Genomic DNA, 13,258 nt, shown 5'->3' with positions numbered 1-13,258 from the left:
ATGCAAGCTCTCTGTAAAGAAACGGGCTTCGGCGGGAAAGGATATGCCGCGAGGAGGTAGCGTTTAGGGTACCGCGCTGGGTTTTCACTTGAGCAAAGAATAATGGCGGCGTATTTCCGTTTTTGGGCTCTATTTGGGAAACGAGGTCGAAAACGGAAAATGGAACGCTTTCTTTCAGAACATGTGGAGACAAGACAATGCCTTGTGGCTACGGCAGCAGTCCAAGAATTAACTCCTGTTTTCGGGCTCGTTTCTGGAAATGAGCCCGAAAACGGAAATCGGCACAAAAAAAAAGGGGAACTGACCCATGGCCAGTTCCCCTTTTTTATACGCAATTAAAACGCTGCTTAGTTGAAGTCTGCGGCGGTCACGCCTTCGTTCAGTTTAATGGTTTGCGTTTTCATTTCCAGCACCTGCTGTTGGCCACCGGCGTTCACCGTCATGATCTGCGAATACGGGTACATGATGGTGCCTACTTTGCGGTAGTCGCTGTATTCCACTGCCTGGTTTACGGTCATGTTGTTGGTGGTCACAGATTCCTCGGTTTTCACCAGAAGTTTGCTGGCCACGTCATAGAATTCAGTCTTCACTTTCCCTGATGGGTAGGTGATCACTACTTTGTAGGCCTCTGAACCGCCTACTTTCTCCATGCCTTTCACTTCGGCTTTGAACGCGGGGTTCTTCACGTAGTCTAGTTGCTCAAACAGACCGGTGACATCGGCTTTTTCTTTGATTTCTGCCGGGGTCATGTCTTTGCGTTGGCCCATTTGCTCCTGGTAGCCGGCGGTGCCGTTAAAACGAGATTTGATTACCGGGTTGCCGCCCATAGACATGGTCATGGCTTCAAAGTTGGGGGCCATGTACTTGGCTTCCACGGCCAGATTGGCGCCCTGGGTGCTCATGGTCATGTTGGCCAGAATGGTCTTCACTTTTTTAAGTTCGGCTTCACCACCAGATACTTTGATGTAGTTGTTGAAAATATCGGCCGCTTTTACGTTGGTCACGGCTGCAGAAGCGGCACCGGCCACCACCGGGTTGGCGAAGGCATCATACTGCTTAACCGGGTAGTTCAGTTTCTTGAGGCCGTCCAGCATTTCAGCGGTGTTACCCACCACCACCACGCGGGTGTTGTTGCTGTTGAAATACTTCTGCGCCACGCGCTGAATGTCTTCTTTGGTCACGGCGTTGATTTTCTGCAGATACGTGCGGTAGAAGTCTTTGGGCAGGTCATTGATCAAGATATTGCGGGCAAAACCGGCGGTGCGGCCCTTGTTCTCCAGACCCAGGGCAAACGAGCCGTTGTACAGGGCTTTGGCGCTGGCCAATTCTTCATCAGAGACTTTGGTGGATCTAAGCTTGTTGATTTCGTTCATGAATTCCACCACGGCGCTGTCTGTTTTGGCGGTACGCACAGAGGCAGAGGCCGAAAAAGAAGTCTGGAAACGGCCGGCTCCTATGTTTGAGTAGGCCCCGTAGGTAAACCCGCGCTTCTCTCTGAGGGTATTGAACAAACGGCTTTCAGAACCGCCGCCCAGAATCTGGTTAGCCAGCAACACCGGGAAATAGTCTGGGTTGTTCATCTTCAATTCCACCAGGTTGGTCACCGTGATCTCAGACTGCACCGCATTGGACATGTCTACCACGTTGATTTCGGTTTTGGCGGGGTTTGGCACTGCGGCCAAAGTAGGCAAGGTCAATTTTGGGCCTTTCAGGTCATTGAACACCTGCTCAGCCAGTTTCTTGGCTTCTGCCGGTTTAATGTCCCCGATGATGGTGAGGTAGCCGCGCGACGGTGTGATGTACTTGGCGTAGGCGGCCTTGATATCGGCTAGGGTCAGGCTTTTGATGCTTTCCTCGGTGATGAACTCGCCGTTGGGGTGGTTCTTGCCATAGGCCAAGGCGCTGATCACGCGACCAGAAACCGCTTTCACGTTTTTCTCGTTGCTTTTCAGGCCGGTAAGGGTCTGGGTCTTTAACTTGTCAAACGATTCTTGGGTGAATGCCGGGTTTTTGAGGCCTTTGCCCATCAGCGCGAACGCCTGCGGGAAATAGCGGGTCAAGGCGGCGGCGCTTCCACCGGAGGCTGACAGGCCCACTTCGGCGCCCATTTTGTCCACGGCTTCGTCAAACTGAGCCTTGGTCATGTCTTTGGTGCCTTCGTTGAGCATCTGGCCCATCAAGCTCACCACGCCTGCCTTGGCGCCTTCTCTAATGGGGCCGGCATCAATGAAATAAGACGCTGACACGCGGGGCAGTTTGTGGTCTTCCACCACCAACACTGTAATACCGTTAGCCAGTTTAAAGGTGGTAGGGTCTTGAATAGTAATAGTTGGGGCCGGGCCGGGGGCCGGTTTCTTGGATCTGTCAATTTTTACCTGCGCCTCTGCCTGCAAAAACAGGAAAGCACTGGCGGCGATCAAAATATATTTCTTCATGGTTGGTTCTTCTTGTTAGCCTGTGCTTCTTCTGAAACCAGAAGCCTGGGCAGTTTTTTGAGATTACTTGGCTGCTTTGGCGGAGGTGGGCAGATAATACAACACCACGCGGGAGTTAGGCTGCAGGTACTTTTTGGCCGCTGCCTGAATGTCTTGGCGGGTAATGCTTCTGATCTTGTCCAGTTCCTGGTTAATGTTGTTGGTGTTCTTGTTGTGGAACGTGTAGCCCGCCGCCAGATTCTCGGCCACGCCCAACATAGAGGAATTGGCCGTCACGTAGTTGTTCTCAAACTGATTCTGGATTTTCTTGTAGTCATCCTCAGAGATCAGGTTGTTCTGCAGGTTGGCCACCTCGGCGTCAATGTCGGCCAGAAGTGTGTTCAACGGGGTGTTGTTGTTCGGCAAAGCCAGGGTAATGTACGCGCCGTAATCTTCTAAGGCAAAGTTGAAGGCTGCCACCTGCAAGGCGTTTTTCTTCTCATCTACCATTTTCTTGTAGAGCTTGGAGCTGGCCCCGCCAGAAAGAATGCTGGAAATCATTTCCATGGTTTTGGAGTCTTTCTCCGTCATGCCCGGCACCCGGTACGCCGCCATAATGGCCGGAATCTGGATGTTGGAATCATAGGCTGTGTCTATCTTCATTTGGGTGATAGGCGCTTCCTGAATTTTCTGGTACACTACCGGCTCGCCTTTCGGCACTGCGCCAAAGTAGGAGGCCACCAGTTCTTTGGTTTGGGCAATATCAATGTCGCCGGCAATGGAAAGCACAGCGTTACTAGGCACGTAATATTTCTTGAAGAACGCCTGAAACTCGCCTAAGGTAGCCGCGTCCAGGTCTTCCATTGAGCCTATGGGCTGCCAGCGGTACGGGTGTTTGGTGAAGATATTCTTGAAGATGGCATCTGCGAACTTGCCGTACGGGCTGTTGTCAATGCGCAGGCGCTTTTCTTCCTTCACTACTTCGTTCTGGGTTTTTACGCCAATTTCATTGATAACCGGGTGTAGCATGCGCTCGCTCTCCAGCCACAAACCCAATTTGAGTTGGTTGCTGGGGAAAACTTCATAGTAAAACGTGCGGTCATGTGAGGTGTTGGCATTGTTCTGGCCACCGTTGCTGGACACCAGTTTCATGAATTCGCCGCGCTTGATGTTCTCAGAACCTTCAAACAACAAGTGCTCAAAAAAGTGCGCGAAGCCAGAGCGGCCCACTTGTTCGTTTTTAGAGCCCACGTGGTACATCACCGACACCGCCACCACGGGGGCAGACTTGTCCTGGTGCAGAATCACGTGTAAGCCATTGGGTAAATCATACTCGGTGAACTCTACTTTCTGGGCTTGCACCGCCGTAGAGGAGAGCATGGCCGCTGCCGCCGCAACGAAAAAATGCTTCTTTGAAAACATAAGTTGTTTGAATTTGGGTAAGGATAATGTTAAAATATGGTATTTAAAGGACAACTATAAGTGGTAGCACTATAGGTAAGTTAATAAAAATCAACCGAATAGCATAACAAAATCAGCAATCCTTATCAATTAGTAGCTGAAACCCACGTTTTATTACAGGCTATTTATCATAAGATGTTAATTCCTTTTTTCGGCCACACGCGTAACCAAACCTGTGCTTGCGTTTTTGGCTTCATTTCCAGAAACGAGGCCAAAAACGCCTTCTGGTATGACCTATTGATCAGCCATTCGTGAGAGACAAGGCACTGCCTGGTCTTTACTGGGCTTTGATCATTTCTTTTTTAGGGGAAGGAAAAGCAAACATTCCCGCCAAATACCCCATCACGCTCCCGCCCAGGCCATACCACATGGGTTCTACTTCGGTGCCGGTTATCCTACAGAAAAGCCAGACCGCCATGCCCAGCACCATAGACAGAATGGCGCCTGCCGCCGATGCCCGTTTCAAATACACTCCCACCACCAACGGAACCAGCAGACTCACCAAACTCAGCGCCGAGGACTCGCTCACCAGTTCATGTATGTTGTTTTTGGAAAGCGCGAAGCCCAGGGAAATAACCGCCACCACCAACACACTCATGCGGGAAAGCGCCAGCAGTTTCTTATCTGAGACATCTTTCAGGAACGGCTTGATCAGGTTTTCGCTGAGAATAGACGCCGGGGCCAACATGGCGCCGCTGGCCGTACTGATGATGGCAGAAATCAACGCCCCGAAGAACAGCACTTGAATTACTACCGGACTGGAACCTAAAATCAAACTGGGCACCAACATCTGCGCATCTTTGGCCAGTACTTCTGGGTGCAGCACTTTGGCATACAGGGCCAGCACCAGGGGTAACAGCGCCACAGTCACGTACAGCAAAGCCGCCAGCAGAGACGCCATCACCGCCACGCGTTCAGACTTTGAGGACATAACCCGCTGGAAAACATCTTGCTGCGGAATGGAACCCAGGCCAATGGTCATCCAGAGGGCCAGGTAGTTCAACCAGCCCGTGAAAGAAGTACCCGTTTTAGGGGTAATTCGGTAAAAATCGGCGGGGAGCGTGGCTTCTACTTGTGCCCAAGGTTTCAGGCGCGTGACCCACCAGGTAATGACCAACAAGCCCAGAATGATCATGATGGTCTGCACGAAATCTGTCACGCTCACGCTCCACATGCCTCCATTATACGTGTACAGCACCACAAGCCCGCTGCCCAGCAGAATGCCTTGCGTGAGCGTGGTACCCAGCAGCAGGTTGAACGCAATGCCCAGCGCCACCATCTGCGCCGCCACCCAGCCAAAGTAGGAAATGACCAGACAGAAAGAAGCCACCACCTCGGCGGAACGCCCAAATTTGACGCGGTAAAAATCCCCGAAGGTGAGCAGGTTCATTCTATACAACTTCTTGGCGAAGAAAACACCCACCAGCACCAGGCACAGCGCGGCGCCCAGCGGGTCTTCCACCATGCCTATCAAGCCCTCTTTGGCCACCTCAGCACTGGAACCCAAAATTGTCTCAGACCCGAACCACGTAGCAAACACCACCGCCGTGGCCATGGACAAAGGCAACCTTCGGCCGGCCAACAAATAGTCTGCCGTGTTGCGCACCCGCCGTGCGGCCCACAAACCCAGGAACACGTTGCCTAGCAAGTACAGGAGAACAAAGAAAATCAGCATACAGAAAGAGTTTCCGTTTTTGGCCCCATTTCCAGAAATGAGCCCGAAAACGGAAGGCAAGTTAGTAGTTTTATCAATGGCGCAGATGCCGTTTTTACCTAGCGGAATCAAGTTCTAAGCCGCTCTTGTTGTGCAGGTTCCGGCAATTGACTACCTTCAACTTCAATACTACAGCACCTTCTATTCCTCCATTTTATCTTGAGACGAATGCATCCAAAACATACCCCTCTCAGATTCTTGTTTTGCCTTTCGTGTCTGTTGGGCATTCTCTTCTCCAGCCACACCGCCGTGGCCACGCATTTGAAAGCAGGCAACATTTACTATAAAAGCGACACTACCGCCAACCCCAACCCGCAGCGGGTGTTTTTCAAGCTGGTCACCTACAGCTTGCTGGGCGGGTTTGAGGATCCTACTGCAACCTTGTTTTTCGGGGATTGCACCTCTGCCACCAGTGCCAGAAGCAGCAAAATAATAGTTGAGAATGGACTGCAAGATACGTATGCCAATGTTTATTATTTTGAACACACATACAGCGCACCTGGGGTTTTCAGAGTTACTAACATCTCAGAAAACAGAACTGGCGGCATTGTAAACATTCAAAATTCTGTGCAATTAGAATTTTTGATACAGTCTACCGTAACCATTGACCCGTTTCTGGGAGCCAATAGCTCACCGGTATTCCAAAACCCGCCCGCGTATATGGGAGCTAGAAACCAACCGTTTTATTACCACCCCCTTGGGTTTGACGCAGACGGTGACAGCCTTTCTTTTAAAGTCATTCCACCCAAATCTGTGGGAACGTCAACCGCCTGCCAAATTGAACCGCAAAACGCCCCTGGCTATCAACCACCGGGTATTTTTTTAGGAACGCCCTCGGCTACGGTGGCTACCGGATTTTCCATGGACCAAGCTACCGGTTTTGTCGTTTGGAACACCCCCGGCCAAATGGGAATTTATACCTTAGCTTTTGAGGTGGAGGAATGGCGAAATGGGCGCTTAATTGGCAAAGTCACGCGTGACATGGACATCAGGGTGATAGACAATACTTTCAGCGCCATTTCTTTAGCAGGCGAAGACCAAACCACTTGCCCCGGAACGCCTGTGCAGATAGGCGCCGCGCCTGAGACCGGCTACACGTATGAATGGGTTCCCAAAACCGGCCTTTCTAATGCGTTCATTGCCAATCCTACGGTAAGCCCCACCAGAACAGAAAATTATATTCTACTGGTGAAGCACGCTTCCAATGGCGGAATAAATTCCATGGATGCCGTGAAAGTCACCGTGCAACCGGCACCCACCAACGTCACCATCAGCCAAGCGGCGGCTACTACCTTGCGGGCCAGCGGCACCGGCCTCACCTATGAATGGCGGAAAGACGGCGAAGTTCTAACCGGCCAGACCGGCGCGCAACTCAACGTGTCAGCGTCTGGGGCCTACGCGGTGCGCGCCAGGCAAGGCAGCGGCTGCTATTCTTTGTGGTCTGCCCCGTTCACGTACACCATCTTGAGCAGCGTGCCCGAAAGGTTGCGCCAGCAGTTCAATTTGTACCCCAACCCTGCGGCTGGCCAAGTAACGCTGTCCGTCCCCACCCAGGCGCGGTTGTTCCGGGTGCAGGCCATCAACAGCCAGGGCCGAAGCGTTCTCCTCCACTCTCAACCCCAGGCCAACGCCACCTACACCCTGGCGGTGCAGCACCTGCCCACAGGCATCTATCTATTGCAAGTCCACACCGACAAAGGCTCCTGGACCCAGCGCCTGGTGGTTAACCGCTAAAATAAAATTTCCTGTTTTCGGGCTCATTTCTGAAAATGAGCCCGAAAACAGGAAGTTCTCACCCCTGCTCCTTTTCCCTGATTAATTTGAAAAACCCGTCGCGGTAGGTTTCACCCAGCGGAATCTCTTTGTCTTCAATATAAAGTGTGTGGCCGTCTACCATGCGTACCTTGTCAATGGCGATGATGTAGCTTTTGTGCACGCGGTAAAACGGCGGTTGGGGCAGCTGTTCCTCCAGGTCTTTTAAGGTTTGGTAGGTGACCACGCGCTGCTGCGGCAAGTGCAGTTGCACATAATTCTTGAGGCCTTCAATAAACAGAATATCAGCGTAATTGATGCGCAGAAACTTGTTCTTGCTTTCGCCTTTCACAAACATGTAGTCTGGGTGCGCAGCGCCTGTGCCCGAAGTTTCAACGGAGCCAGCATTGTTAGGCGCCGGCGCGGAAGTGGTGGGTTGCAACAGGGCCTGGGCTTTCTGGGCGGCTTTCAAAAATCGGTCAAACGCGATGGGCTTTAACAGGTAATCTACCACGTCATGCTCGTAGCCTTCCAGGGCGTATTCTGGGTAGGCGGTGGTAAGAATGACTTTGCATTTATGGCCCGCCAGTTTCAGGAACTGCAGGCCGGTGAGTTCGGGCATCTGTATGTCCAGGAACACCAGGTCGCAGCGGCCTTCGCTCACCCAGCCCAGCGCCTCCACGGGGCTGGTGGTGCTACCCACAAACGCCAGAAACGGAATCTTCTCAATGTACGCCTTCAACAACGTAGAGGCGTACGCTTCATCATCCACACAAATACAACGAACCAGCATTTTAATTGAGAATTAGGAATTGAGAATTACGAATTAGCATGTGAAGATGCACGTTTTTTTGATTACAACTGCTGGGCAATGTCCCGGAAAAAAGTCCATTTGTTCCAGACGCCGTAGCCTTTGCTCAGCTTTACCATCACCAGTTTTTGGGCCAGATTGATGTAAATGTATTGATTCAAAATACCTTCGGCGAGGTAGTCATTTCCTTTACTTGCCAGCCACCATTGGTATTTGTAATAGTCGGCGCCGCCTTGGGTGGTGTCTGGTGTGGTGGATTCTTTTACCCAACTGACCGGCAGCAATTGTTGCCCGTTCCAGCGGCCCTGGTTCAGGTACAGACTGCCAAACTTAGCGAAGTCCCGGGCGGTGGCATTCAGGCAGCAGAAGGCTTTCTCCACGCCGCCGGTTTTTTCATCAAGACTCCAGCTGGCGGCGCTTTCCATGCCCAGCGGCGACCAGAGTTTCTCCTGTAGGTAAGCGGTAACGGTTTTGCCTTTCAGACTTCGTTCTAAGATTAATGCCAGCAGTTGGGTGTTGCCGCTGGCATACTCAAATTTTAGGCCGGGCGTTCTGGCCAGTTTCAGGTTCAGGCTTTTCTGTCTCAGGTTCTGGCCGTAATAAAACTGCGCATCTTCATGAAACGGGTTGCCGTCACTTTCCCGAAACTTGATGCCCGAGGTCATTTGCAGCAGGTGCTTGATGGTCACTTTCTCAAACCCGTTTTTCTTCATTTCGGGCAGATAATTGGTCACGGGCTCGTCCACAGATTTAATCAACCCGTCTTGCAGCGCAAAGCCAATCAGCGCCGAGGTGAACGCCTTGGCCACCGAGAACGACGGAATCTGACTGTCTTTGCCGTAGCCGTAAAAGTAGTTTTCATACAGGATGGAATCGTTCCGAAGAATCAAAAACGCGACCGTGTTGTGGCTCTTCAGATATTCCTCAAAATTGGTTCTGTCTCTGCCTTTGAGCGCCGCCGCGTTGATGAAAATGTTCTGGCTGGCGACGGGAAACGTGAACGGAATCGCGGCCGGCTGCAATGCCCTGGCAGGGAAAATCTGGTTATCTGTACTATCTGGCGTGCCGTGCCGGGCCATGCGCACGTACGCGCAAGAGCCCAGGCCACTCACCAGCACCAACCAAACCAAAAGCAGTTTCTTCATAGCAGTTTTTAGTTATTTTTTTGTTTGCCAATTCCCGTTTCTGGGCTCATTTCTGTAAACGAAGCCAAAAACGGAAACCAGAAATCCCCTCTCCCTCTGGGAGAGGGTTAGGGTGAGGGTGTATTTTTCCGTTTTAGGCGAAATTGGTTTCCAAATTTCAAGGGAAATCTCCCTCATCCTAACCTTCTCCCAAGGGGAGAAGGGATTGGCCTTTTGCGTTTTCGGGCTCATTCCTAAAAACGGAGCCAAAAACGGAAATTTTACAGCGCGGTGAGTTCCAGTTTCGCTTCATACACGCGGCTATCGTTCTGAACTGTCAAGGTGTGTTGCCCAGGATAAATAAGTTCAAGCCTCCGTTTGATGTTGACCAGGCCAATGCCGGTGCTCTGGTCTTTCTGGTGGTTGTTGATGTGGTTGCGCACGGTAAAAACCAAGGAGTTGGCGGTGGCCGAAAGCGAGATTTGGATGGGTGCGTTGGGGTCATCGGCGGTGCCGTGCTTGAAGGCGTTCTCCACGAACGGAATCAAGAGCAAGGATGCAATGCGTTGACCGTCAATAATGCCGCGCACGTCAAACTCCACAAAAAAGCGGTCTTCAAACCTAAGCCTGAAAATGTCTATGAAGCTGTGCAGGTAGTCCACTTCCTTGTGCAGTTCCACCTTGCCGTCGGGGCTGTCATGGAGCATGTAGCGCATCATGTCAGAGAGTTTGAGAATGGCCTCGGCCAGCTTTTCTGAGACGGGGTACGCCTGCGCGTACAGGTAATTGAGCGTGTTGTACAGAAAATGCGGGTTCACCTGAGATTTGAGGAAGGCCAGCTCGGCCTGGGTTTTCTCCTGGCGCAGCAGCTTGTTTTCCTTCTCTTTCTTGAACGCATCCTGCACGTTCCAGACAACGGCGCTGATGGCCATCATAGGTATTGCCCGGAAAAGGTTGTCGGTGAGGTAATAGGAAAACGTGGTGCCTTCGCCGTAATTCCTGATTCCCAACAGAAGCGGGTACATCATTTCTTCCAGGAAGTACCGGGTAAACGTGAACAGAAACGGCGCAAAGGCCAGGCACAGCAGCAGGGGCAGCACTTTTGCGCGCTTCAGGAACCGCGGGTACACAAAGGAGTAGCAGAAGTAAAACGTGACTGCCATGGCCACAAAATAGGTTATGAACAGAAAGTGCTTCCAGGAGAAAGGCCCGCCAGACATAATTAAATCCTCTAAAATGCTGTAGGCAATGTACAGCACCCAGCCCACCACGTGAAACAGAATCAGCTTGCTTTTCTTCATGCCTTAAAACTAAGCAGCCAACCGCCAACCGCCGCATTTTTTACACCAACCCCCGCTTTTCTGATGTGAATCGGCTGTTTTGGGGCTCATTTCCGGAAATGAGCCCCAAAACGGCCTTCGCATCACAAACCGACCCGTTGGGATAATAATATTTTAAAGAGCTGCAACCCGCCGCACCTTTGGTTCATCTTTTAGCCAAACCAAATGTGTATGCCCCTATCTTCTACTCTTCGTTGTTTTCTGCTGTTGATGTGCTCACTTTCCATTGCGGTTCAGGCCCAGACCGGCACCACCGTCAAAGGCAACGTGCAAACCGCCAAAAAAGAGCCGCTTTCCTTTGCTACGGTCTTGCTATTGGCCCTGCCAGACTCCAGCATTGCCTATTCCCAAATGACCGATGACGCCGGCACCTACACCTTTGAGAAAGTGGCCGCTGGCCGATATGTGGTCAAAGCCAGCCGTATTGATTATAACGCCGCCGCCACGGCAATTCAAGTAGGAAATCAACCCGTGCAAGTACCGGTGTTGCAGGCCTCTGAGAAAGCCACCGCTCTTAAAGAAGTGGTGGTGCAGGGCCAGCGCCCGCTCCTGGAACAGCAAGCCGACCGCCTGATTATGAACGTGGACAAACTCAACACCGCCGGGGAGAACTCGCTGGAGATTTTGAAGAACGCGCCCGGCGTGCGCCTTGACAAAGACGACAACATTGTGTTCAGGGGCAGCAGCAGCGTTAACGTGCTAATCAATGGCAAGATGACCTACATGAGCGGTGCCGAACTGAGCCGTTACCTGAAATCCTTACCTGCCTCGGCGCTGACCAAGGTGGAACTGATGGCCAATCCGCCCGCATCATTTGACGCGGCGGGCACGGCGGGCATCATCAACCTGGTGCTCAAACGTGAACTCACCAAAGGCATGAACGGCAGCGTAAACTTGGGCACCGGCTACGGGGCGTATGAAAAAGTGTGGGGCGGCCTCAACCTCAACTACAACCTGGGCAAATTCAGTTTCTATACCCGCCTGAACACAGGGCATTACAACTCGTTCAACCGCCTCACCATGGAACGCACCATTAATGACAGCCTGTACCGCTCTGTGAACTACTGGCACCCCATCACCAAAAGCGTGAACGTGGTAGCCGGCGGCGATTGGTTCATCAGCAAAAAGCACACCGTAGGGCTGATGCTGAAAGGCTATACGTCGCCGGAGAACACCATGACCACCAGCCAAACCTTGCAGTATGACATACCGGGCAACGCCATTGGCAGCGCGCACATGCGCAACCCGCGCACCGTGGACTCTTACAACTACAGTCTCAACGCCAACTATAAATTCGACATTGATACCACCGGCCGTTCTGTTACCATTGATGCTGACCTGGTGCAGTACCAGAACGGCAATGATGAACAGTTCACGAACCAATTCTTCGGCAACGCCATCAAGAACGGCCAGAAACTGGAGCAGCTGCAGAGTTTGTCAGACGCCGCCGTGCGCATCTACGCGGTAAAAGCTGATTACGTGCACCCCTTCGGGCAGAACTGGAAGTTAGAAAGCGGCTGGAAAAGCAGCTGGGTACGCACCGACGCGGACATCCGGTTTGAGCGCGAGCAGGAAGGCAGCTGGCAGAATGACCCCAAACGCACCAACCAGTTTCTGTTTGACGAAAACATCAATGCCGGGTATGTGAGTCTGAGCAAGAAAGTAAGCAAAGCCCTGAGTCTGAAAGCCGGTCTTCGCGCGGAACAAACCATTTCTGAGGGTACCTCGCGCACCCTATCGGCGCCAGTTGACCGTGACTACTGGCAATTGTTCCCTAGCGTGTTTGTGAGCTACACGCCGCAGGAAGACCACCAATTTTCTACTAGCTATAGCCGCCGCATTAGCAGACCTGGCTACAAGAGTTTGAATCCGTTTACGTTTTACTCAGACCCGTACACCGGCCTCCGGGGGAATCCGTTTTTGCAGCCCTCGTTCTCCAATTCGTTCATGTTCAGCTACACGTTTAAGAATTTTCAGCTGTTGAGCATTAGTTACCTGGAGCAGAAAGATTTTGTGGTGGAGGTGCCGGTGCAGAATGACCAGACCAAGGAAACCGTGAGCACGCCGCAAAACCTGGCCCGCGCCACTTCTCTGAGTTTCAGCAGCGGTGGCACGCTGCCCGTGCGCAAATGGTGGAGCGCCAACGTGCAGGTGCAGGGCACGCTCAACCAGATTCACACGCCGGTTCAGGGAGAGCAATACAACCAAAAGCAGTTTTCCTGGGACCTGAGCAACGACCATAACTTCACCTTGCCCAAAGACTACAGCGTGCAGTTTTCGGCGTACTACAGCTCGCCCTCAGTGTCTGGCCTGTTCCAGAACCGCGAATCTTACCAGCTGAACATTGGCGCCAAGAAAACGCTGATGAAAGGCAAGGCCACGTTGAGCTTACGTTTGAATGATATTTTTGACACCGCGCGGTTCAGGGCGTATCTGCGGTACAACAACGTGAACATGTACTGGCAGAACCAGTGGGAAAGCCGCCGCCTGAACCTGAGCTTTGACTACCGCTTTGGGAACACCAAAATCAAAACCGCCCGTAGCCGCCGCACCGGCACCACTGAGGAAGAGAACCGCGTGAGCAAATAAGGCATTGGCTGCGCTGAAACCAGGAATATTTCAGGAAAAAGAGTTTGTAGAGA

Annotated in this window: 8 protein-coding genes; 2 read left to right on the top strand and 6 right to left on the bottom strand. The window is 52.1% G+C overall.

Annotated features, from left to right (window positions below; all coding sequences use genetic code 11):
* Positions 1 to 347 precede the first annotated feature (347 nt).
* The 3 genes from IMY23_RS18055 to IMY23_RS18045 all read right to left on the bottom strand — a co-directional run bounded on the left by IMY23_RS18055 (position 348) and on the right by IMY23_RS18045 (position 5,550).
* The gene (locus IMY23_RS18055; RefSeq protein ID WP_192823415.1) at positions 348 to 2,435 is read right to left on the bottom strand and encodes an insulinase family protein; all 2,088 of its coding nucleotides are present in this window, start codon (positions 2,433 to 2,435) and stop codon (positions 348 to 350) included.
* Positions 2,436 to 2,498: 63 nt separating this feature from the next.
* Positions 2,499 to 3,836, bottom strand: a complete 1,338-nt coding sequence (locus IMY23_RS18050; protein ID WP_192823414.1) for a pitrilysin family protein — start codon at positions 3,834 to 3,836, stop codon at positions 2,499 to 2,501.
* Positions 3,837 to 4,152: 316 nt separating this feature from the next.
* Positions 4,153 to 5,550, bottom strand: a complete 1,398-nt coding sequence (locus IMY23_RS18045; RefSeq protein ID WP_192823413.1) for a sodium:solute symporter family protein — start codon at positions 5,548 to 5,550, stop codon at positions 4,153 to 4,155.
* Positions 5,551 to 5,808: 258 nt separating this feature from the next.
* Here IMY23_RS18045 and IMY23_RS18040 point away from each other — a divergent pair, with 258 nt between their 5' ends.
* Positions 5,809 to 7,323: a T9SS type A sorting domain-containing protein gene (locus IMY23_RS18040; protein ID WP_192823412.1), complete on the top strand. Its 1,515-nt coding sequence runs from the start codon at positions 5,809 to 5,811 to the stop codon at positions 7,321 to 7,323.
* A 58-nt stretch (positions 7,324 to 7,381) separates the two neighbouring features.
* Here the strand turns inward: IMY23_RS18040 and IMY23_RS18035 are convergent, their stop codons facing one another.
* The 3 genes from IMY23_RS18035 to IMY23_RS18025 form a co-directional block, all read right to left on the bottom strand.
* Positions 7,382 to 8,134 carry a LytR/AlgR family response regulator transcription factor gene (locus IMY23_RS18035; protein WP_370589893.1) on the bottom strand — a complete coding sequence of 251 codons (753 nt, stop codon included), beginning with the start codon at positions 8,132 to 8,134 and terminating at the stop codon, positions 7,382 to 7,384.
* A 62-nt stretch (positions 8,135 to 8,196) separates the two neighbouring features.
* Complete coding sequence (locus IMY23_RS18030) at positions 8,197 to 9,297, bottom strand: serine hydrolase (RefSeq protein WP_192823411.1); 1,101 nt, start codon at positions 9,295 to 9,297, stop codon at positions 8,197 to 8,199.
* Between the two features lie 260 nt (positions 9,298 to 9,557).
* Positions 9,558 to 10,577, bottom strand: coding sequence for a sensor histidine kinase (locus IMY23_RS18025; RefSeq protein WP_192823410.1), 1,020 nt, complete (start codon positions 10,575 to 10,577; stop codon positions 9,558 to 9,560).
* 210 nt (positions 10,578 to 10,787) lie between these two features.
* Between IMY23_RS18025 and IMY23_RS18020 the strand changes: the two genes are divergently transcribed.
* Positions 10,788 to 13,205: a TonB-dependent receptor domain-containing protein gene (locus IMY23_RS18020; RefSeq protein ID WP_192823409.1), complete on the top strand. Its 2,418-nt coding sequence runs from the start codon at positions 10,788 to 10,790 to the stop codon at positions 13,203 to 13,205.
* Positions 13,206 to 13,258 lie beyond the last annotated feature (53 nt).

Origin of the sequence: Rufibacter sp. LB8 (assembly GCF_014876185.1) — a bacterium.
Classification (GTDB): domain Bacteria; phylum Bacteroidota; class Bacteroidia; order Cytophagales; family Hymenobacteraceae; genus Nibribacter.
Note: the sequence above shows the minus strand (reverse complement) of the source record. Positions and strands in the feature narration are given on the sequence as shown.